The 23,536-nt window shown below is 70.1% G+C and carries 19 protein-coding genes; 10 read left to right on the forward strand and 9 right to left on the reverse strand.

The genetic code is table 11. The annotated features are described in order from the left end of the window. The first annotated feature begins 16 nt into the window (after positions 1–16). From ACFQVC_RS04900 to ACFQVC_RS04915, 4 genes are all read left to right on the forward strand, one after another. Positions 17–1,159 carry an acyl-CoA dehydrogenase family protein gene (locus ACFQVC_RS04900; RefSeq protein WP_381827122.1) on the forward strand — a complete coding sequence of 381 codons (1,143 nt, stop codon included), beginning with the start codon at positions 17–19 and terminating at the stop codon, positions 1,157–1,159. A gap of 70 nt (positions 1,160–1,229) precedes the next feature. Beyond that, positions 1,230–2,444, forward strand: a complete 1,215-nt coding sequence (locus ACFQVC_RS04905) for an acetyl-CoA C-acetyltransferase (protein WP_381826757.1) — start codon at positions 1,230–1,232, stop codon at positions 2,442–2,444. A 39-nt stretch (positions 2,445–2,483) separates the two neighbouring features. Then, on the forward strand, positions 2,484–4,664 hold the full coding sequence (locus ACFQVC_RS04910) for a 3-hydroxyacyl-CoA dehydrogenase NAD-binding domain-containing protein (protein WP_381826759.1): 2,181 nt from the start codon (positions 2,484–2,486) through the stop codon (positions 4,662–4,664). Positions 4,665–4,757: 93 nt separating this feature from the next. Then, positions 4,758–5,492 (forward strand): hypothetical protein, encoded by a 735-nt coding sequence (locus ACFQVC_RS04915; RefSeq protein WP_381826761.1) that lies wholly within the window; start codon positions 4,758–4,760, stop codon positions 5,490–5,492. On the opposite strand, the gene ACFQVC_RS04920 is transcribed toward ACFQVC_RS04915, so the two are convergent. Next, the gene (locus tag ACFQVC_RS04920) at positions 5,484–6,248 is read right to left on the reverse strand and encodes a MerR family transcriptional regulator (protein WP_381826763.1); all 765 of its coding nucleotides are present in this window, start codon (positions 6,246–6,248) and stop codon (positions 5,484–5,486) included. The genes ACFQVC_RS04915 and ACFQVC_RS04920 overlap by 9 nt on opposite strands. A gap of 341 nt (positions 6,249–6,589) precedes the next feature. On the opposite strand from ACFQVC_RS04920, the gene ACFQVC_RS04925 reads away from it, so the two are divergent. From ACFQVC_RS04925 to ACFQVC_RS04935, 3 genes are all read left to right on the forward strand, one after another. Beyond that, positions 6,590–8,419, forward strand: a complete 1,830-nt coding sequence (locus ACFQVC_RS04925; protein ID WP_381826765.1) for an AMP-dependent synthetase/ligase — start codon at positions 6,590–6,592, stop codon at positions 8,417–8,419. 255 nt (positions 8,420–8,674) lie between these two features. Then, positions 8,675–10,147, forward strand: coding sequence for an amino acid permease (locus tag ACFQVC_RS04930; RefSeq protein WP_381826767.1), 1,473 nt, complete (start codon positions 8,675–8,677; stop codon positions 10,145–10,147). Between the two features lie 199 nt (positions 10,148–10,346). Beyond that, positions 10,347–10,859 carry a DinB family protein gene (locus tag ACFQVC_RS04935; protein ID WP_381826769.1) on the forward strand — a complete coding sequence of 171 codons (513 nt, stop codon included), beginning with the start codon at positions 10,347–10,349 and terminating at the stop codon, positions 10,857–10,859. A 52-nt stretch (positions 10,860–10,911) separates the two neighbouring features. On the opposite strand, the gene ACFQVC_RS04940 is transcribed toward ACFQVC_RS04935, so the two are convergent. The 3 genes from ACFQVC_RS04940 to ACFQVC_RS04950 all read right to left on the reverse strand — a co-directional run bounded on the left by ACFQVC_RS04940 (position 10,912) and on the right by ACFQVC_RS04950 (position 14,381). After that, a complete protein-coding gene (locus ACFQVC_RS04940) occupies positions 10,912–12,042 on the reverse strand; it encodes a cation diffusion facilitator family transporter (RefSeq protein ID WP_381826771.1) in 1,131 nt (376 codons plus the stop codon). Positions 12,043–12,133: 91 nt separating this feature from the next. After that, complete coding sequence (sph, locus tag ACFQVC_RS04945; protein WP_381826773.1) at positions 12,134–13,135, reverse strand: sphingomyelin phosphodiesterase; 1,002 nt, start codon at positions 13,133–13,135, stop codon at positions 12,134–12,136. Positions 13,136–13,226: 91 nt separating this feature from the next. Beyond that, positions 13,227–14,381 carry an acyl-CoA dehydrogenase family protein gene (locus ACFQVC_RS04950; RefSeq protein WP_381826775.1) on the reverse strand — a complete coding sequence of 385 codons (1,155 nt, stop codon included), beginning with the start codon at positions 14,379–14,381 and terminating at the stop codon, positions 13,227–13,229. A 100-nt stretch (positions 14,382–14,481) separates the two neighbouring features. Here ACFQVC_RS04950 and ACFQVC_RS04955 point away from each other — a divergent pair, with 100 nt between their 5' ends. Next, entirely contained in the window at positions 14,482–15,120 is a 639-nt protein-coding gene (locus ACFQVC_RS04955; RefSeq protein ID WP_381826777.1) for a TetR/AcrR family transcriptional regulator, read from the forward strand. Positions 15,121–15,124: 4 nt separating this feature from the next. Here the strand turns inward: ACFQVC_RS04955 and ACFQVC_RS04960 are convergent, their stop codons facing one another. The 4 genes from ACFQVC_RS04960 to ACFQVC_RS04975 all read right to left on the reverse strand — a co-directional run bounded on the left by ACFQVC_RS04960 (position 15,125) and on the right by ACFQVC_RS04975 (position 19,880). Beyond that, the gene (locus ACFQVC_RS04960; RefSeq protein WP_381826778.1) at positions 15,125–16,657 is read right to left on the reverse strand and encodes an aldehyde dehydrogenase family protein; all 1,533 of its coding nucleotides are present in this window, start codon (positions 16,655–16,657) and stop codon (positions 15,125–15,127) included. After that, positions 16,654–17,544, reverse strand: a complete 891-nt coding sequence (locus ACFQVC_RS04965; RefSeq protein WP_381826780.1) for an oxygenase MpaB family protein — start codon at positions 17,542–17,544, stop codon at positions 16,654–16,656. The genes ACFQVC_RS04960 and ACFQVC_RS04965 overlap by 4 nt, the downstream gene beginning before the upstream one ends. A 62-nt stretch (positions 17,545–17,606) precedes the next feature. Beyond that, positions 17,607–19,160 carry a DUF6114 domain-containing protein gene (locus ACFQVC_RS04970; RefSeq protein ID WP_381826782.1) on the reverse strand — a complete coding sequence of 518 codons (1,554 nt, stop codon included), beginning with the start codon at positions 19,158–19,160 and terminating at the stop codon, positions 17,607–17,609. Between the two features lie 99 nt (positions 19,161–19,259). After that, complete coding sequence (locus tag ACFQVC_RS04975) at positions 19,260–19,880, reverse strand: DUF6230 family protein (protein WP_381826784.1); 621 nt, start codon at positions 19,878–19,880, stop codon at positions 19,260–19,262. A gap of 106 nt (positions 19,881–19,986) precedes the next feature. Between ACFQVC_RS04975 and ACFQVC_RS04980 the strand changes: the two genes are divergently transcribed. Together ACFQVC_RS04980 and ACFQVC_RS04985 are read left to right on the forward strand one after the other, a co-directional pair. Further along, positions 19,987–20,913, forward strand: coding sequence for an oxygenase MpaB family protein (locus tag ACFQVC_RS04980; protein ID WP_381826786.1), 927 nt, complete (start codon positions 19,987–19,989; stop codon positions 20,911–20,913). A 110-nt stretch (positions 20,914–21,023) separates the two neighbouring features. Beyond that, entirely contained in the window at positions 21,024–21,791 is a 768-nt protein-coding gene (locus ACFQVC_RS04985; protein WP_381826788.1) for an oxygenase MpaB family protein, read from the forward strand. Positions 21,792–21,903: 112 nt separating this feature from the next. On the opposite strand, the gene ACFQVC_RS04990 is transcribed toward ACFQVC_RS04985, so the two are convergent. Beyond that, a complete protein-coding gene (locus ACFQVC_RS04990; protein ID WP_381826790.1) occupies positions 21,904–23,397 on the reverse strand; it encodes a M1 family metallopeptidase in 1,494 nt (497 codons plus the stop codon). Positions 23,398–23,536: the final 139 nt, after the last annotated feature.

Genomic DNA, 23,536 nt, shown 5'->3' on the forward strand with positions numbered 1-23,536 from the left:
ACAGACACCATCGGGCATGAAGCGGACGCTCTACGAGGCCGAACACGAGGCCTTCCGTGAGACCGTGCGCACCTTCCTCGCCAAAGAGGTCGCGCCGCACTACGAACAGTGGGAGAAGGACGGCATCGTCTCCCGCGAGGCCTGGCTCGCGGCCGGAAAGCAGGGCCTCCTCGGGCTGGCCGTACCCGAGGAGTACGGCGGCGGCGGGAACGACGACTTCCGCTACAGCGCCGTACTCGCCGAGGAGTTCACCCGCGCGGGCGCCGCCGGACTCGCCGTGGGCCTGCACAACGACATCATCGGCCCCTATCTGACGGGCCTCGGCACCGACGAGCAGAAGCGGCGCTGGCTGCCGAAGTTCTGCAGCGGCGAGACGATCACCGCCATCGCCATGACGGAGCCGGGCGCGGGCTCCGATCTGCAGGGCATCCGTACGGCCGCCGTGGACCAGGGCGATCACTGGCTGCTCAACGGCTCGAAGACCTTCATCAGCAACGGCATCCTCGCCGACCTCGTGATCGTCGTCGCCAAGACCACCCAGGAGGGCGGCGCGCACGGCCTGTCGCTGCTCGTCGTCGAGCGCGGCATGGAGGGCTTCGAGCGCGGCCGCAACCTCGACAAGATCGGCCAGAAGGCCCAGGACACCGCCGAGTTGTTCTTCAACGACGTGCGCGTGCCCAAGGAGAACCTCCTCGGCGAGCTCGACGGCGCGTTCATCCACCTGATGACCAATCTCGCGCAGGAGCGCATGGGCATCGCGGTCGCCGCCATCGCCGCCGCCGAGTATCTCCTGGAAATCACCATGCAGTACGTGCAGGAGCGCGAGGCCTTCGGGCGCAAGCTCGCCAAGCTGCAGCACATCCGCTTCGAGATCGCCGAGATGGCCACCGAGTGCGCCGTCACCCGGACGTTCCTCGACCGCTGCATCACCGATCACTCGAACGGTGAACTCGACGCCGTGCACGCCTCCATGGCCAAGTGGTGGGCGACCGAACTGCAGAAGCGGGTCGCCGACCGCTGTCTGCAACTGCACGGCGGCTATGGCTACATGACGGAGTACCGCGTCGCCAAGGCCTTCACGGACGGCCGTATCCAGACCATCTACGGCGGTACGACCGAGATCATGAAGGAGATCATCGGCCGCTCCCTGCTGCCGTGACCCGCTGACCTTCCGACCCGCCCGCCCCTCGCCGGGCCACCCTCATCCCGCACCCGAAAGGCTTGAGACCTTGAGCACCGAAGCGTACGTGTACGACGCGATCCGCACCCCGCGCGGGCGCGGCAAGGCCAATGGGGCCCTGCACGGCACCAAGCCCATCGACCTGGTGGTCGGTCTGATCCATGAACTCCGGGAGCGCTTTCCCGGCCTGGACCCGGCCGCCATCGACGACATCGTCCTCGGCGTCGTCGGACCCGTCGGCGACCAGGGCTCCGACATCGCCCGGATCGCCGCCATCGCCGCGGGCCTGCCCGACACCGTGGCCGGCGTCCAGGAGAACCGCTTCTGTGCCTCGGGCCTCGAAGCCGTCAACCTGGCCGCGATGAAGGTCCGTTCGGGCTGGGAGGACCTGGTGCTCGCGGGCGGCGTCGAGTCGATGTCGCGGGTACCGATGGCCTCGGACGGCGGCGCCTGGTTCGCCGACCCGATGACCAACTTCGAGACCGGCTTCGTGCCGCAGGGCATCGGCGCCGACCTCATCGCCACCATCGAGGGCTTCTCACGGCGCGACGTCGACGAGTACGCCGCCCTGTCGCAGGAGCGTGCAGCCGCCGCGATGAAGGAAGGGCGCTTCGACCGCTCCGTCGTCCCGGTCCGGGACCGCAACGGCCTGACCGTCCTCGACCAGGACGAGTTCCCGCGCCCCGGCACCACCGCCGACTCCCTCGCGAAGCTCAAGCCGTCCTTCAAGGACATCGGCGACCTCGGCGGGTTCGACGCGGTGGCGCTGCAGAAGTACCACTGGGTGGAGAAGATCGACCACGTCCACCACGCGGGCAACTCCTCCGGCATCGTCGACGGCGCATCCCTGGTCGCCATCGGCTCGAAGGACGTGGGGGAGCGGCACGGCCTCACCCCGCGCGCCCGGATCGTCTCCGTCGCCGTCTCCGGCTCCGAGCCGACCATCATGCTCACCGGCCCCGCGCCCGCGACCCGCAAGGCGCTCGCCAAGGCGGGCCTGACCATCGACGACATCGACCTGGTCGAGATCAACGAGGCCTTCGCCGCGGTCGTCCTGCGCTTCGTCAAGGACATGGGCCTCGACCTGGACAAGGTCAACGTCAACGGCGGCGCCATCGCGCTCGGCCACCCCCTCGGCGCCACCGGCGCGATGATCCTCGGCACGCTCGTCGACGAACTGGAGCGCCAGGACAAGCGCTACGGCCTCGCGACCCTGTGCGTCGGCGGCGGCATGGGCATCGCCACCATCGTCGAGCGCGTCTGAACGTCCTTTCCCGCACCGGCATTTACGGAGCCTTTGACTATGACCGAGAGCACGACCATCCGCTGGGAACAGGACGACACCGGTGTCGTCACCCTCGTACTCGACGACCCCAACCAGTCCGCGAACACCATGAACCAGGCGTTCAAGGAGTCGCTGACCGCGATCGCCGACCGGCTCGAAGCCGAGCGGGAGAGCGTCCGGGGCATCATCTTCACCTCGGCGAAGAAGACCTTCTTCGCCGGCGGTGACCTGCGCGACCTCATCGCCGTCACCCCCGAGACCGCCGAACTCGCCTTCGCCGCGGGGCAGGGCATCAAGCGCGACCTGCGCCGGATCGAGACCCTCGGCAAGCCGGTCGTCGCCGCCGTCAACGGCGCGGCACTCGGCGGCGGTTACGAGATCGCGCTCGCCTGCCACCACCGTGTCGCCCTCGACGCGTCGAGCACCAAGATCGGCCTGCCCGAGGCCACGCTCGGGCTGCTGCCGGCCGGTGGCGGCGTCACCCGTACCGTACGGCTCCTCGGCATCGCCGACGCGCTGCTCAAGGTGCTGCTCCAGGGCAACCAGTACAACCCGCAGCGCGCCCTCGAGAACGGTCTCATCCACGAAGTGGCCGCCGACAAGGACGAGTTGCTGGCCAAGGCCCGCGCGTTCATCGACGCCAACCCGGAGTCCGCGCAGCCCTGGGACAAGCCCGGCTACAAGATCCCCGGCGGCACTCCGGCCAACCCGAAGTTCGCCGCGAACCTGCCCGCCTTCCCGGCCAACCTCAAGAAGCAGACCGGCGGCGCCAACTACCCGGCGCAGCGCAACATCCTCGCGGCCGCCGTCGAGGGCTCCCAGGTCGACTTCGAGACCGCCCAGACCATCGAGGCCCGCTACTTCGTGGAGCTGGTCACGGGCCAGGTCTCGAAGAACATGATCCAGGCGTTCTTCTTCGACCTGCAGGCCGTCAACTCCGGCGCCAACCGGCCGAAGGACATCGAACCGAAGACGGTCCGCAAGGCCGCCGTGCTCGGCGCGGGCATGATGGGCGCGGGCATCGCCTACTCGTGTGCGCTCGCCGGCATCGACGTGGTCCTCAAGGACGTCTCCCAGGAGGCCGCCGACAAGGGCAAGGCCTACTCCGAGAAGCTCTGCGCGAAGGCGGTCTCCCGCGGCCGTACGACCCAGGAGAAGGCGGACGCGCTGCTCGCCCGCATCACCCCGACCGCCGACCCGCAGGACCTCGCGGGCTGTGACGCGGTCATCGAGGCGGTGTTCGAGGACCCGGCGCTCAAGCACAAGGTGTTCCAGGAGATCCAGGACGTCGTCGAGCCGGACGCGTTGCTGTGCTCCAACACCTCGACGCTGCCCATCACCCTGCTCGCCGAGGGCGTCTCGCGCCCCGTCGACTTCATCGGCCTGCACTTCTTCTCGCCGGTCGACAAGATGCCGCTCGTCGAGATCATCAAGGGCGAGCGCACCGGCGACGAGGCCCTGGCCCGCGCCTTCGACCTGGTCCGGCAGATCAAGAAGACCCCGATCGTGGTGAACGACTCGCGCGGCTTCTTCACCTCCCGCGTCATCGGCCACTTCATCAACGAGGGCGTCGCGATGGTCGGCGAGGGCATCGAGCCCGCGTCGGTGGAGCAGGCGGCGGCGCAGGCCGGCTACCCGGCCAAGGTCCTCTCCCTCATGGACGAGCTGACCCTGACCCTGCCGCGCAAGATCCGCAACGAGACCCGCAAGGCCATCGAGGACGAGGGCGGCAGCTGGCCCGAGCACCCCGCCGACGGCGTCATCGACCGCATGGTCGACGAGTTCGGACGCACCGGGCGCAGCGGCGGCGCGGGCTTCTACGACTACGAGGACGACGGCAAGGGCAAGCGCGCCGGCCTGTGGCCCGGTCTGCGCGAGCACTTCACCAAGCCGGGGTACCAGATCCCGTTCCGCGACATGCAGGAGCGGATGCTGTTCTCCGAATCCCTCGACACCGTACGGCTGCTGGAGGAAGGCGTCCTCACCTCGGTGGCCGACGCCAACATCGGCTCCATCTTCGGTATCGGCTTCCCCGGCTGGACCGGCGGTGTGCTGCAGTACATCAACGGCTACGAAGGCGGCCTGTCCGGCTTCGTAGCCCGCGCCCGCGAGCTGGCCGAGCGCTACGGAGAGCGCTTCGAGCCGCCGGCACTGCTCGTCCAGAAGGCCGAGAAGGGCGAGAAGTTCAGCGACGCCTGAGCCCTGCGCACCGCGCCCGGAGCCCCGCGCTCCGGGCGCGGTCGTGCGCCTGGTAGAACGGTGCGGTACTTGGAGCTACGGGGGAGGGCCGAAGTGGTGTCGAGGCTGGGCAGGACGGGGCGGACGAGCGCGGTCGCGGCGGTCCTGGGAATCGCGCTGACCGTCTCGGGCTGCGCAGCAGGCCAGGGGAGCACGGCCGAGGACGATCCGGCCCCGCGGAGCAGCGCGCCGACGACACCCGCCGCCGAGCGACACGACATCCCGGCCGTGGGGGTCGTGCCGCTGGCCACCGACATGCCCGAGCCGCTGAGGCTGACCCGCAGCTCCGAGCACTACGGCGAACTCCAGGGCGTCAAGGGCACCATGAAGTGCCCGAAGAGCGAGAAGCGGTGCGAGGGCGTCATGGGCGGGGGCAACACCGAGTACGGCGAGGACGCGGACGACAAGAACGCCCAGCGCGCCAAGTTCTCCGTGTGGGAGTACCCGAGCTCCGTCAGTGCCCGGGTCGCCTTCGACCACTGGGGCAAGTACCTCGGCAGTCTCGCGAAGGGCTATATGCCCCTCGCCCAGGGCGAGTTCGGCGAGGGCGCCACGGCGGTCAGCGACGCGGCCGCAGGGCAGATGGGCGAACGCGCGATGGTGGTGCGCCAGGGCAAGTACGTCGGCGTGGTCGTCACCTACACGAAGGCCGACATCGCGGACGACGGCAGCCCCGGCCCCACCGCGCTCTACGGACTGACGAAGATGCTCGTGGAACGGATGCGCCGGGCCGATCTGAACCAGGTGCCCACGGCCTCGGCGCACCACCTCGACCTCACGTCACCCTGACGCGGACCCACCCGCGTACCGCGCCCGCAGCTCCTCCTTGAGGGACCGCTGGAAGGCCGTCACCAGGGCCTGCACCACCATCGGCTGCATATGGGCGGAGAGCGATTTCATCGCCGCCACCGCCTCCGGGTCCCGCTCGCGTTCGCTGTAGGGACCCCACACCTCGTCCTGGAAGAGCCGGGTCAACTCCCTTGCGGCCTCGCGTGAATGCTCCAGCATCACCGTGCGGGCCGCGAGGATCGTCTCCAGCTCGATCGGTACGTCGAGCAGACGCACTCCCAGGTGCAGGATGCCCGGGTCGATCCTGAAGGTGTCCGGGGCGTCGGTGCGCTCCAGGACGTTCATGGCGGCGAGCCGGTCCACATCGGAGTCCGTCAGCTCCCGCCCGGCCCGCCGCTCCAGCTGCTCGCGGCTCGCCTCCTCGGCGCTGTCCGGGATCCAACTCGCCACCAGGGCACGGTGGATGGCCAGATCGTGCTCGCTCATGTCGGGCGGCAGCTGCTCCAGATAGCGCTCGATCGCGGCGAGGGTGAGGCCGTGGTGCTGCAGCTCCTCGATGAGCGCGAGCCGCGAGAGATGGTCCGGTCCGTAACGGCCGACGCGGCGCGGCCCGATGACCGGCGGGGGCAGCAGTCCGCGGGTGCTGTAGAAGCGGATGGTGCGCACGGTGACGCCCGCCCGCGCGGCCAGCTCGTCGACGGTCAGGGCCGGCTCGGCGGCCCCCGGGTCCGTGACGGTGTCCGTTTCGGTCGCCATGACAGCGCTCCCTTTCCGCACCTGTGGGGGTGCACCCGCGTTGTGCATCAATCCAGTGCAACAGTATTGCTGTCTCACCACTGTTGTGAAAGTGTCCGGGCCAGCTGCGATACACAGTGGCCGCAGACCGAGCGGCACGGCAGAGCAGTCCGGCGGCCACGCCCCGCAGTGCCACGGCCCTGCAGCTGCACTGCGCCACAGCCCCCCGATATCCACAGCGCCACAGCCCTGCAGATCCGTACATCCGCACTCGCAGAGCCGTAGTTCCGTAGATCCGTAGATCCGCACCCGCAGATCCGTACATCCGTAGATCCTGTCGATGACGACGCCAGGAGGCGGTCATGACCACGATCCTGCGCCTTCCCGGAGAACCCTCCGAACTCACGCTCCCCGCGCTCCTCTTGCGCAATGCCGAGGACCACGGCGAGCGGCCGGCCCTCTCCTGGCGCACCGGCACCGAATGGTCCACGCTCACCTGGGCCGAGGTCCGCCGCAAGGTCGGCGTTCTCGCCGCCGGGTACGCGGCGCTCGGCGTGGAGCGCGGCGAGCACGTCCTGATGATGATGGGCAACAGGCCCGAGCACTGGCTCACCGACCTGGCCCTCGTGCACCTGGGCGCGGTGCCCGTCACCGTGTACGGCACGTCCGCGCCCGAGCAGATCGCGCATATCGCCCGGCACAGCCGTGCCCGTCTCGCCGTGATCGAGGGCGAACGTGAACTGGCGCGCTGGGAGCCGCTGTTGACGGACCCCGAGGCGCCCCTGGGGAAGCTGGTCGTCGTCGAGGCGGAACAGGCCGGGGGCCATGGGACCTACGCCTCCGTGCAGGCCACCGGCGCCGTGCGCTATCAGCCCGACGGCTTCGAGAAGGCCTGGCGGGAGACCAGGGCGGGCGACCCGCTGACCGTCGTCTACACCTCGGGCACCACCGGGGACCCCAAGGGCGTACGGATCACCCATCGCAATATGGTCCTGAACGCGCTCTCACTCGACCAGGTCGTGGAACTCCCCGACCATGTCGAGCACATCAGCTACCTCCCGTTCGCCCATATCGCGGAGCGGATGCTCGGTATCTACCTGGTGACCTTCCGTGCCGCCCATGCCCACCTCTGCGCCGACCCGGCCGAGGTCGCCGCCACCGCCCGCGAGCTGCACCCCGCGCAGTTCTTCGGGGTGCCACGGGTCTGGGAGAAGCTCGCCGCCTCCGTACGGGCCGCTCTCGCCCAGCTCCCGGAGGAGCAGCAGCAGGCCATCGCCGCCGCCGGTGAGACCGCCCGCGCCCACGTCGGGTACCGCGAACGGGGCGAGGAGCCGCCCGCCGAACTCGCGGCCGCGTACAGCCGGGCGAAGGAGCGGGTGCTCGACCCGCTGCTCGCGATGGCCGGGTTCGACCGCCTGGTGTGGACGGCCAGTGCCTCGGCGCCGATGCCGCCGGACGTCGTCCGGTTCTGGGCCGGCTTCGGGATCGTGATCATGGACGCCTGGGGGCTGACGGAGACCACCGGTGTGGCCACGACCAACTGCCCCGCCGGGTTCCGGCTCGGCTCGGTCGGCCGCCCCATCGAGGGTGTGGAGGTGAAGACCGCCGACGACGGCGAGATCCTGGTGCGCGGCGCGAGCGTCTTCGACGGCTATCTGCGCGCCGACGGCACCGTCGACCCCGCGGTGGACGCGGAGGGCTGGTTCGCCACCGGTGACATCGGGCGGCTCGACGAGGACGGCTTCCTCTGGCTCACCGACCGCAAGAAGGAAATGATCATTACCTCGACGGGCAAGAACGTCTCACCGGCCCTGGTCGAGAACGCTCTCAAGGAGCATCCGCTGATCGGCCAGACGCTGGTGCACGGCGACGGCCGCTCCTATCTCGTCGCCCTGCTCGTCCTGGACTCCGAAATGGCCCCCGTCTGGGCCGCGTCCCATGGCATCGAGGCACCCGAAGGGCCCGCCGGCCTCGCCGCGCTGGCCGAACACCCCGCCGTACAGGAGGAGATCGACCGCGCCGTCGAAACCGCCAACTCCCGCCTCAACCGCACCGAACAGATCAAGCGTTACCGTCTGCTCGCCGAGGAGTGGGGCCCGGAGACGGGCGAGCTCACCCCGTCCCTGAAGCTGCGCCGCCGGGTGATCAGGGACAAGTACCAGCAGGCGATCGACGACTTGTACGGCCCCTGACCGGTTCCCGTACAACCCCTGATCGCGACCTGTACAGCCCCTGATCACCATGTGAGATAGAACGCTATGTGACATGCGCCACCGCATAGATCGTCAAATCCAGGTGAAGGTGTGCCGTTGGTCCATGCCGCGATCAGGGGCGGCGCGGACCAAGGTCCCTCGTCGAAGTGGTGGACGCCGCTCCTCCCGCGGACGTCACCGAACGGCTTCGACGACGGCCTGGCACTGCCGCACCAGAGAAAGTTGAACCACCCCGTGAGCAAGGAAGCCGTCAACACGGCCGAGGACGCGTCCCGCGCGGATGCCGCCCACAAGCCCGCGGATGCGGGCGACGCCGGTTACAGCAAGGACCTCAAGGCCCGTCACATCAACATGATCGCCATCGGTGGCGCGATCGGCACCGGGCTCTTCCTCGGCGCCGGAGGCCGCCTCAACTCGGCAGGCCCGGGTCTCGCCCTCGCCTACCTGGTGTGCGGCATCTTCGCCTTCTTCGTCGTCCGCGCCCTCGGCGAGCTCGTCGTCTACCGGCCCTCGTCCGGTTCCTTCGTCTCGTACGCGCGTGAGTTCCTCGGCGAGAAGGGCGCATACGTCGCCGGCTGGGCGTACTTCCTCAACTGGTCGACCACCGGCATCGCGGACATCACCGCGATCGCGCTCTACACGCACTACTGGAGCTTCTTCACCGATATCCCGCAGTGGGTTCTGGCCCTGATCGCGCTCGCGATCGTGCTCGCCGTGAACCTCATCTCGGTGAAGATCTTCGGTGAGATGGAGTTCTGGTTCTCCATCGTCAAGGTCGCGGCCCTCGTGGCCTTCATGCTGATCGGCATCTTCCTGCTCGTCACCCAGCACGAGGTCGGCGGCCAGACCCCCGGCCTGCATGTGATCAGTGAGAACGGCGGCTGGTTCCCCGAGGGCATCCTGCCCGTGGTGATCGTGATGCAGGGCGTCGTCTTCGCGTACGCCTCGCTGGAGCTCGTCGGTGTCGCGGCGGGCGAGACGGCCGAGCCGCAGAAGATCGTCCCGCGCGCGGTGAACTCCATCATGTGGCGCGTCGGCCTGTTCTACGTCGGTTCCGTGGTCCTCCTGGCCCTCCTCCTGCCGGGTTCGATGTACTCCGGCGACGAGAGCCCGTTCGTCACGGTCCTGTCCAAGATCGGTGTCCCGGCGGCGGGCGACGTGATGAACCTGGTCGTCCTGACGGCCGCCATGTCCTCGCTGAACTCCGGCCTCTACTCCACCGGCCGCATCCTGCGCTCGATGGCGATGGCGGGCTCGGCCCCGAAGTTCACGGCCCGGATGAACCGCTCGAAGGTGCCCTACGGCGGCATCATGCTCACCTCCGCGGTGTGCGTGGCGGGTGTCGGCCTGAACTTCCTGATGCCGGAGAAGGCCTTCGAGATCGTTCTCAACGTCGCCTCGATCGGCATCATCACCACCTGGATCACGATCATGGTGTGTCACATGGTGTTCGTCCGGCGCACCAAGCAGGGCCTGATCGAGCGCCCGAAGTTCCGCCTCCCGGGCAGCCCGGTCACGGAGATCGTCACGATCCTCTTCCTGCTGACCGTGCTCGTCCTGATGTGGCAGGACCCGGAGATCGGCCGCCGCACCCTGTATCTGATCCCGGTCGTCGCGGCGGCCCTGGTCGCCGGCTGGTTCGTGGTCCGCAAGCGGGTCGCGCAGAACCAGCTGGACCGCGACTACGAGGAGCTGGGCATCAAGTAGCCCGCACGGCCCTCGGCGCCCGCACGGCTCCCGGCGCCCGCACGGCTCCCGGAGCCCGCCCTGTCAGCGGGGCCCCCTACGGTGGCGTCATGCCGGAGATCACATATCTCCGGCATGACGCCACCGTTCTGTTGGGCGAGGGCGCCTGTACAGGTGGGCGCGGGGAGCGTTGTCAGACCTTCGTGTCACGATGCGGATCATGAGCACTTCCGAACGCACCATGCCGCCCCTGAACGCCGACGACCGGACCGGTCTTGCCAGTTGGCTCGACTTCTACCGCGCCACCCTCGTCCAGAAGTGCGAGGGTCTGGACGAGCGCCAGCTGCGCGAGGCGTCCGCGCCGCCGTCCACGATGACGCTGCTGGGCCTCGTCCAGCACATGGCGGAGGTCGAGCGGAACTGGTTCCGCCGGGTCCTCGCCCAGGAGGACGCTCCGCCGATCTTCGACCCCGAGGCCGGCACCGAGGGCCACGACGGCGGCTTCGACCTCGCCGATGACGCCACGTATGAGAAGGCGCACGCCATCTGGGAGGCGGAGACGGCCCGTGCCCGGGAGAACTGCGCGGCCCGCGGCCTCGACGACACCAGCCCCTTCATGGGCGGCCGGGTCACCCTGCGCTGGATCTACACCCACATGATCGGCGAGTACGCCCGCCACTGCGGCCACGCGGACCTCATCCGGGAGCGGATCGACGGGGCCACGGGCGTGTAGCGCGGGCGGCCGGAGGCGGGCGGGTGGCGGGCGGGTGCTGCTGGCCTCGCCGCTACGCGAGGTGGTGGGCGAGCGCCGCATGCGGATCGTGTGCCGTATGCGAGTCATGTGCCGTATGCGGCGCGTGGTCCACATGGACCGTCGCCGCCGTCAGGCGGGGGACCGCGTGCAGCAGCGCGTGTTCCGCGGCGACCGCCACCGCGTGCGCCTCGACCACGGTCAGCCGCGGGTCCACCACGATCGCAGTCTCGGCGCGCAGCGTATGGCCCAGCCAGCGCAGCCGCACCGAACCGACCCCGCGGACGTCCTCGACGTGTGTGAGGGCGTGCTCGGCCGCGTCCACCAGGCCCGGGTCCACCGCGTCCATCAGGCGGTGCCAGATCTCGCGTGCCGCCGAGCGCAGGACCAGCGCGATGGCGGCGGTGATGGCCAGGCCGATCAGCGGGTCCGCGAGCCGCCAGCCGAGGGCCGCGCCACCCGCGCCGAGGAGCACGGCGAGCGAGGTGAAGCCGTCCGTGCGGGCGTGCAGTCCGTCGGCGACGAGGGCCGCCGAGCCGATCCGGCGCCCCGTGCGGATCCGGGCGCGGGCCACCCACTCGTTGCCGAGGAAGCCGACGAGACCGGCGGCGGCGACGGCCGGCAGATGGGCGACGTCCTGCGGCGAGACGAGGCGGCGCAGCGCCGCGTAGCCCGCGAACAGCGCGGAGGCCGCGATCACCAGAACGACGAACACCCCCGCCAGATCCTCGGCACGGCCGAAGCCGTAGGTGTAGCGGCGGGTCGCCGCGCGCCGGCCGAGGACGAAGGCGAGGGCCAGGGGGAGCGCGGTCAGGGCGTCGGCGCCGTTGTGCACGGTGTCGCCGAGCAGCGCGACCGAGCCCGACAGCGCGGCGATCACCGCCTGGACGACGGTGGTCGCCGCGAGTACCGCGAGCGAGAACCACAGGGTGCGCAGACCGGCCGCCGAGCTCTCCAGGGCCGCGTCGACCTTGTCGGCGGTGTCGTGACTGTGCGGGGTGACGGCGTGCGCGAGGCGATGGCGGAGCCGGGCCCACCGCCCCGGCCGGTCGACGTGCTCATGCCCGTGCTCATGCCCGTGTTGATGACCGTGACCGTGCCCGTGTTTGGGACCGTGACCGTGCCCGTGTTCATGACCCTGGCCGTGCCCGTGTCCGCTCGTCATGCGGTCACCGTGGCACCCCAACTCCCCTGCAGCAACTGCCGAAAAGCGGTCTCCGGCCAGCTGCGCAACGCTCGCAGCTGCCGCCCCTGGGCTACTGCCCCGACGCCGTCACCGGGTAGTGGTCGGACAGGTTCGTGTACGTGTACTCCTTGCCCCAGCTGGAGACCGTCCACGGCGCGCTCTGCTCCTTGACGACGTGGTTGTTCCAGCCCGCGGGCCGCGCGTGCCCGGTGCGGTGCAGGACGTAGTCGAGGTCCTCGCGCGGGTCGTCGGGGTAGCGGTCCGCGGCGACGGAGTTGTCCCGGGTGTCGAAGGAGTACGTGTGCCCGGTGCGGGACTCGGCTCCGTCCAGGCCCCCGTCCTTCAGCATCGAGGCGTACTCGGCGCTGTGCGAGTCCACATTGAAGTCGCCCGCGACCAGGACCTGTTCGGAGGCGGGGATGTTCTTGGCGTCGAGGAACGCGTCGATCGCCTTGAACTGCAGGCTGCGCGTGCGCACCGACTCGCCGTCGCCGCAGCCCGGGTCGGTGGACTGGGTGTGGGTGCCCACCACGTGCACCTTCTTGCCGTTCACGTCGAGTACGGCATAGACGAAGCCCTTGTTGGAGTACCAGTCGGAGCCGCACGCGTCCGGGAAGACGTACTGCTCCTTGCGCACGATCGGCCACTTGCTGAGCAGCGTCACGCCGCCGTCCTCCGGCGTGGTCGCCGAGAAGTTGCCGCCGGTCGCGTCCCAGCCGTCCTTGCTGCGGCCCACCACCGGGGTCTGGTGCGGATAGGCGCCCGCGGCCTGCTTCTTCAGGGCGTCGGACGAGGAGTTGTCGAAGGCCTCCTGCAGGACGACCACGTCCTGGCCCTGGAAGAAGGAGGTCTTGGGGATCTCGGCCGCGCGGTGGTCCTGCCCCCAGTTCGGGTAGAGCGACTTGCTGAAGAGGAAGGCGTTGTACGTCAGCACCTTGAGGTTCTGCGCCTGCTGCGCCGCGCCGGAGTCCGCGGTCGCGGCCGTGGCCGGTGCGGTCGCGGCGAACGTGGTGGCCGCGACCGCGGCGGCGAGAGCCGCACCGGAGGTACGGCCGAGCAAGGACTGGGGCACTGGTGTCTCCCGGGGTCAGTGGGGGGCAGGAATCGCGCCCCCATCCAACCAGCCAAAGTTACTTCCGGGTAGCCCCAGGCTTGAGCCCGGGTTACAGTCCGTAGCTCTTGCCGATGATGTCCCGCTGGATCTCACTCGTTCCGCCGTACACCGTCGACACCACCGCCGCGCGCAGATGGCGTTCCATGTCGTACTCCGTGGCGTAGCCGTAGCCGCCCATCATCTGCATGCCTTCGAGTGCCGCGTGCTTGGCCGTCTCGGTGGCCTTGAGCTTGGCCATCGAGGCCTCCCTCGGGAACAGCCGGTCCGGCTCGGCGTCGCACTTCGCCGCCACGTCGAAGACGAGCAGCCGGGCGCACTCGATCTCGGTCGCGAGGTCCGCGAGGCGGTGGCGCAGCGCCTGGAACGAGCCGACCGGACGGCCGAACTGCTCGCGCCCGCGGACATACGTGAGGGTGTCCTCCAGGATCCGCTCCGACAGGCCGAGCATGTTCGCGGCCAGGAACAGGCGCTCCGCGTTGAGCCCCGCCATCAGCTGCTGCCAGGCGCCGCCGACCCGGCCGACCACGGCGTCGGCCGGCAGATGTACGTCGGTGAAGTAGACGTCGTTGACCTCACGGCCGCCCATCGTCTCGATGCCCCGCACCTCGATCCCCGGCGCGGCCGCGGGCACATGGAACATGGTCAGGCCCTCGTGCTTGGAGTCGCCCGAACCGGTACGCGCCACGAGCAGGATGTACTCGGCGAGATGCGCGTTGGAGATCCAGGTCTTGTGGCCGTTCACCAACCAGCCACCGCTCGGCTGCTGTTCGGCGCGGCAGCGCAGCGCGCCGACGTCCGAGCCCGCCTCCGGCTCCGACATCGCGATGGACAGCACCTGCCCGGCGACCGCCCCGCCGACCGCGGCCTTGCGCTGGGCGGCGCTGCCGAAGCGCTCGTACGCCTTGGCCGTGATCACGGACGTGACGAAGCCGCCCGCCGGCACCAGGCCGCGTGCCGTCTCCCGCAGGAACAGACAGGCGTCGGTCATGCCGCCGCCGGCCCCGCCGTACTCCTCCGGCAGGCATACGCCGAGCCAGCCGAGCTCCGCCAGCTTGGCGTACAGGGTGGGGGAGTGCGGGCCGCCCGTCTCGGCGGTGAGCGCGTCGCGCTGCTCGCGCGTTCCGCACTCGCGGCGGGCGAAATCGCGCAGAGCGGCGGTGAATTCGCGCTCGGCGCTGCCGACCGTCATGAACGCCTCCGTCATGAACGCCTCCTGAAGTGGGATGAGTTACAAAGATATTGAGTTAGTCTCTGTGCATCTTTGGATCTGTGGTTGAGTGGGCAAGGAGATATGGGGAGGCGCCATGGCGGGGGTACCGCAGACCGGTGAAGCGCTGCTTGCCGGCGCCGTCGACGGATCGGCCGCGCCGCCCGACGACCCGCTGATCGAGCAGATACTCGACGCGGCACGCGAGCAGTTCACGACCTTCGGCCTGCGCCGCTCCACCGTCGACGACGTGGCCAAGCGCGCCCGGATCTCCCGCGTCACCGTGTACCGCCGCATCGGCGGCAAGGACGCCCTCGTCTCGGCCTGCCTGATGCGCGAGTACCGGCGCTTTCTTGCGGAGGTCGACGCCGCGGTGGCGACGCTGCCCACGATGGAGGACCGGCTGGTCGAGGGCTTCGTCGCCGTCCTGCGGCATATCCGCGACCATCCCCTCGTGGGCGGCCTCCTGCGCCTGGAGCCGGAGACGATGCTGCCGTTCCTGACGCTCGAGTCGGGCCCCGCGTTCAAGGCGATGCGGGCGTATCTGGCGGACCGGCTGCGCCGGGCGGAGCGCGCCGAGGGCAGGCCGGAGCGCGATCCCACGCCGGTCGCCGAGCTGATGGTGCGGATCACCGTCTCCTTCCTGCTCAATCCGGTGAGCTGCTTCGAACTCGACGACGACGACCAGGCGCGGAACTTCGCCCGCCGCTACCTGGTACCGCTGCTCGACTCCTGACCGGTCAGATCCGTGCGTGGATCCTGCGCCCCAGTTCCACGGCCCGTTCCGCCCGCTCACGGGCGGTCGCGAACGACGTGAGATCGGCGTACGGCGCGAACCGTCTGACCGTCACGGACCGCGGCACCGCGAACGCCCGCAGCCCCTCCTCGCCGTGGATCCGCCCGTACCCCGACTCCCCGGTCCCGCCGAACGGCAGCGAGGGCACCGCCGCGAAGCCGAGCACCGAATTGACGGCCACGGCACCGGAGTCGAGGCGCTGGGCCACCGCGAGGCCGCGCGCCCGCGAGCCGCTGAACACGGCGGCCCCCAGGCCGTACGCCGAGGCATTGGCCCGGGTCACCGCCTCGTCCAGGTCGCGGACCCGGTTCACCGCCACCACAGGCCCGAAGGTCTCCTCGGTCATCGCGGGCGAGTCCTCGGGGACGTCCACGAGCACCACCGGGTGTACATAGGGCGGCCGTACCGACTCGGGCCCGCCCAGGGGCGCCCGGGCCCCGCCGGCCAGAGCCTCCTTCATATGCCGGTCCACGACGTCGAGTTGACCGCTCAGCGTCATCGGGCCGTACTGCGTGCCGGGGGCCAGTTCGCGGGCCGCCCGCACGATCCGCTCGCACAGCTCCTCGTGCACGGACTCGACCGCGTACACCCGCTCCACACCCGCGCAGGTCTGCCCGGCGTTCGCCATCGCGCCCCACACCACGGCATCGGCGGCCGCGCCCAGGTCGGCGTCGGCGTCGACCAGGACCGCGTCCTTGCCGCCGCACTCGGCGAGCAGCGGGGTCAGCGAACCGGCGCAGACGGCCGCCACCTTGCGGGCCGTACCGGGCGAGCCGGTGAAGGCGACCTTGTCGACGCCCGCGGCGGCGAGGGCCTGCCCGGTCTCACCCGGCCCTGTCACGCACTGCAGGAGATCGGCACAGTCGGGCGCCGCGTCCGCGAACGACGCGGCCAGGAACTCACCGACCCCCGCGGTCAGTTCGGAGGGCTTGAAGACCACGGCGTTGCCCGCGGCGAGCGCATAGCCGATCGAGCCCATCGGGGTGTACACGGGGTAGTTCCAGGGGCCGATCACCCCGATCACACCGAGCGGCCGGTAGCCGAGCAGCGCCCGCTGATGGGCGGAGAGCGGCCCGGACGGCACCCGGCGCACCTTGAGCACCCGCCTGGCGTTGCGCGCCGCCCAGTCCAGATGGACGACGGCGAGCAGCACTTCGGCCCTGGCGTCGTGCACCGGCTTCCCGGTCTCCTCGGCCACCAGGGACGCCAGCTCATCCATCCGGCGGGCGAGAGAGCGCTTCCAGGCGAGCAGCCGCTGCTTGCGCCCGGACCAGCCGAGGCCCGCCCACGCTGCGGCGGCCCGCCGGCCGCGCGCCACCGCGGCGGCCACTTCCTCCGCACCGTGCACGGGATGCTCGGACACCACCTGCCCCGTGGCGGGGGAACGGACGGCGAAGACGGAGCTCGCTCCGGCCGGGCTCTGTGCGGCCGGACCTTGCGCTGTCGGACCTTGCGCGGATGGACTCTCTGCGGTCATCGGGGCTCCAGCGGCTGCTCGTCGGAGAGCGGGGTGAGCGGTCGGCCATGGGCCCAGTGCGGACCCAGGTCGTCGAGGGTGTAACCGAAGGGATACGAACGGGGCTTGGGCTTGCTGGGCCACCAGCGGGGCCGCGGCGGCAGCGCCCGGACGAACTGGGAGCGCGCCCGGACCGCGCGTTCGGCGAGCCGGCGTATCCAGCGCGGCTGCGGTTCGTAGCCGATCGCGCGCAGCAGCGGCTCGTCGAGGAGTGCCAGGGTGAACCGGGCGATCAGCGGGCGCAGCGGCCCCGGATACCAGGAGGACGTGACCCGGAAGGTGGCGGTGGCGACCCGGTGGTTGGCGGGGGAGTAGGCGAACATCTCGCGCTCGTAGTCGTCGAGCAGCTTCTCGAAGCCGTCGTACGTCGTCGGGGCGCCCTCGATGTTCATCAGCTGCGCAAGTTTGTGGCCGACCAGGGCGAGCGACTCGACCTCGTTGGCGCACAGGCGCCGCCAGCCGAAGCGGTCGATCCAGCGCTTGGGGCCGACGACGGTGGTGGCGAGGACGTACAGGAAGTCCTCGTTGGCGATCTTGTACTTGCCGTGGATGCGGTTGAGGTGGCGGGCCGCGGCCCGGCCGCGCTCCGAGTCGAAGCCGTCCTCGGCCATCTCGTAGGCGAACAGCAGTGTGTCGTCGTAGCGCTTCTGTCCGGCCTTCTCGAACTCCTGGGTGCGGTCGAGGAGTTCGGCGATCCGGGGCACTCCGTAGTCGCGTATGAAGGCGACAGCGATGCCCTGGCTGTAGTCCCAAGGGAACTCATACTGCGAGATGAGCTTGTGTATCTGTTCGTAGTCACGGTGCGGATCCATCCGGCGGATGGCCCGCAGCCGGCTGTAACGGCCCATGCTGCTCCTCTGCTCTCTCTGCTGCGGCTTCCCCGATTGCTGTCGCCTCTGCGGGCGACTTCTCAACTGCCCCGCAGAGGGCTGCTGTTGAGAATGGTGTAGCGGACATCGGCAGCATCCACGAGTACCTGCCCGGCTGTCACCGGTGCCAAGGTGAGTTCGGGAAGTTGGACGGCGACGGGCAGATTCGCGGGGATCACATCCGCGCCGACGCAGATCCGCGGGGTCCTGACCCTGAGATGCGGAATCTCGATCGCTCCCTTCAGGTAGGTCGCGTAGACATCGACGTCACGGATGTCCAGCTGCACGTCCAGCACATGCGTACGGCCGCCGGGTCCCTTGACCTCGAAGTGGTAGTCACGGGCGACGATCCGCTCGGCGTGCACCCACAGCACCTTGATCCGCCCGCCACCGGCCGTCGGCAGATAGGTGGATCCGTGAATGATCGCGTCAGTGGCGGCGAGCCGGGCGGCGTCGACGGTGGGGTGATAGGGGCTGACGGGGTAGGTCGCGCGGCCGGGGCCCGGCTGATCGCCGACGACGAGCGGTGGTTTGAGCGCGGTGAGGTCGTCGGGCGCGCCCGTCCTGCCGCGCCCGGCGGTCTTTTCGGGGACGCCGTTCTTGCCCCCGGAGGAGGGTCCGGCCCCGGAGGGCGGCTCGCCTTCGGGCGGCGGGTTGTCGAGGCCCCCGGTGTCGACGCCGGTCAGACACGGCAGCGAGACCTCGGCGCCGCCGCCCTCGCCCCCGTCCTCGCCCCCGTCCTCTGCTCCCTTGCCGTCCTCGCCGCCCTTCTCGTCCGTGCGCTCGGCGTCTTCATCGGTACGGGGGCCGCCTGCGGGGTTCGACGGGCCGCCGCTTCCTGGGCTCAACGGGCCCCCCTCGTCAGGCACTTGACCGTCCCCGGTGCCGTCGGGGCACAGCGGCAGATCGCGCTCCCAGGGCAGCGGGGGCGCCGGCAGATGGTTCAGGGGCCACGGCAGCCGCTTCGGTTCGCGGCAGCGTTCCGCGGCCACTCCGGTGCCGGGCGCACCGGCGAGCAGGCCGGCGGCCAGCACGAGGACGAGAGCCGCGCCGCCCCCGGCCGACAGGGCCGGGGTGCGCCGTGCGGGGCGGCTCTCAGGCGCTTTTGGGGACGCCACCTCACCCACCGGGGTGGGGGCGGCGACGGCCCTGGAGTCCGGTGCGGCGGGACGCCGGTGCGGCAGCCAGCCGAACGCCATCGACGAGCCGAGCAGGCCGAGCCCCACGCCGATACCGAAGCCGCCCAGATTGGTCGTGGCGAGCGACACCAGCGAGGCGATGGCCGTCACCACTGACACGAACATCCGCTGCGCGGGCGCGAACACGAAGAAGAGACCGCCCGCGATCAGCACCAGGCCGACCCCGATGGCCGACATCGCGCCGACGCCGACCTTCAGCATGAGCGGCAGCGGCGCCAGCGGCAGAAAGATCATCTCCAGCCCGCCGAGCACGGTCCACAGACCCGCCCAGAACGGCCTGCGCCGCCGCCAGGACCGCAGCCGCGCCCGCGCCCGCGGCGCCGGAAGCAGCCGGTCGAGCCACGCCCCCGTCTCCTTGGCGAGCTCGGCGCCGAAGCCGAGCACGAGTCCGATCACGGTCGTCCCTCCGTCCCTGTGCGTCCTGTGCGTCCTGTGCGTCCTGTGTGTCTTGTGCGTGTTGTGCGTGCTGGGTGTTCCGGCTGCCTCGGGCCCTGCTCAGTAGCACTCTTTGCCGTCATGGCTCAGCTCGATCTCCACCTTGTCGAGGGTGAGCGAACCCCCGTTGGACGCCCAGGCGGTGGACTTCACATCGCGTGCCAAGGCCGTGCCCGCCTGCACGCCGAAGAGGCCCTCGGGGCCCGAGACGCCGGGTGCGGCATCGAGCGTGGACGCGTCACGGCCGGCCTGTACGCCGGTCACGCGACCGCCGCTGCTGGTCAGCGCGTCGGCGTTGACGACCAGGTTCTCGCCCCGAATGGGCCTCTGCGCACCGGACTTGACGAGCAGGGAGACCTCGCCGACGAGGGGAAGGCGCTGCTTCATCGACAGGCAGACGCCCTTCGCCGTACCGCTCTTGATGCCCGCGAGCAGCACCGCATGTCCCTTGCCGTCCTTGGAGCCGATCGACGAAGGGAAGCTGGATATCCCCTGGCCCGTGATCTCTTCGGCCGAGACCTTGAAGTTCTTGCCGGACACCGCGAACGACGCGGCCATCGCCCCCTGCGCCAGGGCGATCACCACGGCGCCGACCGCGAGCACGCCGGGCACGAGCATCACTGCGGTGCGCTTCCAGTGTGTACGCCCCTCGGGAGCCAACTCGCCTTCTCTGTCGGTCATCTGACGTTCCCTCACAGCTGGAGAGTCAAAGTTACAAAGACTATTGACTTGTTTCACCGGCCGCGTCAACACTGCTGACACGGATTCAACGAAGGGAGCTGCCGGCATGAGTGGCGCAAGCGGCCCGGACGGCATGGGCAACCCCACGTACGCCTCGTCCATACGAGCTCCGCGACGTGGCGGTGCCGCCTGGCGGTACTTCGGCGACACCCGCAACTTTCTGATCTCGCCCCAACTCCTGCTGCTCCAGGTCGCCCACCCCGTGGTGGGCGCGGGCGTCGAGCAGCACTCCCAGTTCCGCGCGGAGCCCTGGCAGCGCCTGTGGCGCACCGTCAGCTCCCTCAGCACCGTGATCTACGGCGGGCAGCAGGCCGCCACCGCGGAGGCCGACCGGCTGCGCGCGGTGCACCGGGACATGAAGGGCGTCGACGGCCAGGGCCGCCGCTACCACGCCCTCAACCCGGAGGCGTACCACTGGGTGCACGCGACCCTGGTGCGCGGCGCCTTCGACGGTCACCGGATCTTCGGCAAGGGACTCGACGACGCGGAGGCGGAGGCGTACTACCGCGACATGCGGGACGTCGGCCGGGTCTGGGGCCTCAAGGAGCACCACATGCCCGCCGACTGGAAGTCCTTCTGTGCCTACTACGACGAAATGGTCCGCGACCGCCTTGAGTTGAACCAGTCGGTGCGGGATGTGCTCGACGAGCTGGCCCGTCCGCAGAAGCCACCGGTGCGGCTGCTGCCCGGATTCGTGTGGCGCCCCTTCGCGGCACTCTCGGCGCACTACGCACTGCTCGTGAACATAGGCACCCTGCCGCCGGTGCTGCGCGAGCGCCTCGGCCTGTCCTGGACCCCGCGCCAAGAGCGCTCTCTGCGCCGCTTCCGCCGGGTCGTACGCGTAGTGATGGCCCTGGTGATACCGCCCCTGCGGATAGCCCCGACGATGGCGGTCGCCTACTGGAACACCCATAAACCGGGCACGGATCCAGGAGTGAGGCGCCCCCTGGGCGCGGGGGAGCAGCTCGCATGAAGGAGACTCCGCGGCCCCCTTCCTACTCGCCTCCGCGCCCCCCCTCCCCCTCGCCTACGCCGCCGCCTCCGCCCGGAGGGATCCTGTGGAGCATCGCCGGCGATCTCCGCATGCTGCTCACGCTGCCGTCCGCGCTCACCATGCAGGTCGCCCACCCGGCGGTCGGAGCGGGCGTCGATGAGCACTCGGTGTTCCGGACCGACCCCTGGGGCCGCGGAGAGCGCTCCCTGCGCTCGGTCCAACTATGGGTCTACGGCGGCGAATCGGCCGCGGAGGAAGGCCGTCGGCTGCGTGCGCTGCACAAGACGATCCAGGGCACGGACACCCGGGGGCGGCGCTACCACGCGCTGACACCCGCGTACTACGCGTGGGTGCACGCCACCGGCTTCCCCGTGTTCCAGCACACCGGCAAGTACCTGAACCGCCGCCCGTACACCGAGGCCGAGGAGCGGCAGTTGTACGCGGAGTGGCTGCAGGTGGGGCGGATCCTCGGGATACGCGACCGGGACATGCCCCAGACGATCGAGGAGTTCTGGCCGTACTACCGCAAGGTCCTCGCCGAGGAGCTGGACGAGACGGAGGTCGTACGCGAACTCATCGCCGTCGACCGGCCGGTGCCGCCGCCCGGACGGGGCCTGGTGCGGCTGGCGTGGCCGTTGCTGCTCCCCCTCCTGGCCCGTTTCCGCCGGTTCATCACGATCGGGCTCATGCCGCCGGATGCGCGTACGGCGATAGGTCTGCCGTGGTCGCCGGCCCAGGAGCGCCGCCTGCGCCGCTTCGGGCGGGTGGTCAGGGTGTTGGTTCCGCTGCTGCCGGAGCGGCTGCGGTATCTGCCGCTGGCGAGAGAGGCCCGGGCGCGGGAACGCCGGAGGGGCTGAACGACCAGCCCCTCCGGCGTCTGAACGGAGCCGAGGAAAGGACCCGAGGAAAGGACCCGAGGAAGGGCCCGAGGAAAGGCCCGAGGAAAGGACCCGAGGAAAGGGCCCGCGGTCAGTGGTCGTGCACGGAGTTCGTCGCCGCGATCTTCTTCCACGACTTGGGCCGGGCCACATCCGCCCCCGAAGGCGCCACCTCGGCCGAACGCGCCGCGGGCGAACCCGGCTTGGCGGCCTGGTACAGCCACGTGTCGAAGAGCGCGGCCAGCGGCTTGCCCGACACCCGCTCCGCGTACTTCACGAAGTCCCCCACCTTCGCGTTGCCGTACGCGTGCTCACTCGGCCAGCCCTTGAGGATCTTGAAGAAGGACTCGTCGCCGATCTCGTTGCGCAGCGCCTGCAGGGCGAGCGCGCCCCGGTCGTACACGGCCAGGTGGAACTGGTTCTCGGGGCCGGGGTCGCCCGGCTTGACCGTCCAGAACTCGTCGTCCGCGGGGTGCGAGGCGTACACGTAGTCCGCGAGTTCCTGGGCCGTGCCCTCGCCCTCGCGCTCGGACCAGAGCCACTGGCTGTAGCGGGCGAAGCCCTCGTTGACCCAGATGTCCTTCCAGCCGTCGACGGAGACGCTGTCGCCGTACCACTGGTGCGCCAGTTCATGGACGACGACGGAGACGTTGGAGCCGTTCGCGAACTGGCGCGGGCTGTAGAACGGCCGCGTCTGGGTCTCCAGGGCGTAGCCGCTCGGCACGTTCGGGACGTATCCGCCGAGGGCGTTGAACGGGTAGGGCCCGAAGACCTCCTCCAGCCACTCCGCGACCTCCCCCGTGCGCTCGATGCTGGCGCGGGCCGCCCCCGCGTTGTCGCCGAGGTCCTTGCTGTAGGCGTTGAGGACCGGCAGGCCGGTGGCCGTCTTGTCCGTGGTGATGTCGAACTTGCCCACGGCGAGCGTCGCCAGATAGCTCGCCTGCGGCTTGTTGGAGCGCCAGCTGTAGCGGGTCCAGTCGGAGCCCACGGGCCGGGTGCCCTGCAGGACGCCGTTGCTGATGGCCTGGGTGCCGTTGGGCACCTGGACCGAGACGTCGTAGGTCGCCTTGTCCAGCGGGTGGTCGTTGGACGGGAACCACCACACGGCCGAGTCGGGCTCCTGCGCCGCGACCCCGCCGTCGGGCGTACGGTGCCAGGCCGTGAAGCCGTTGATCTCGAGCTCGGACGGCTTGCCCGCGTACCGCACGACGACCGTGACCGCACTGCCCTTGGGCAGCGCGGCGGCCGGGGTGATCTCCAGCTCCTGGGTGCCGGACGTGGTGAAGGCGGCCTTCTTGCCGTTCACCCGGATCTCGCTGACCTTCAGACCGAAGTCCAGGTTGAAGCGGGACAGATCCTGCTTGGTGGTCGCGAGGATCGTCGCCGTGCCCTCCAGCAGGTCCGTCTTCGGCTGATACTTGAGGCGCAGGTCGTAGTGGGAGACGTCGTATCCGCCGTTGCCGCTTGCCGGGTAGTAGGGGTCGCCGATCCCGGGTGCGCCCGGAGAGTAGGTCGCGGCCGATGCCGGGATCGCCAGCAGGAACGAGGCCGCGAGCACGCTCGGGACGATGAGTCTGCGGTGCACGAATAGCTCCAGAGTTCTCAAATAGGAGGTCTGCAGGGACTGTTCGACCCTATTCAGACCCTCCCGTCCGGGTCATGTCCATGGTCACGACTGTCACACGATCGCCATTCGGCCGACATGTGCGAAAACGTCTCATGCC

Source organism: Streptomyces monticola (assembly GCF_042665355.1).
Classification (GTDB): Bacteria; Actinomycetota; Actinomycetes; order Streptomycetales; family Streptomycetaceae; genus Streptomyces; species Streptomyces monticola.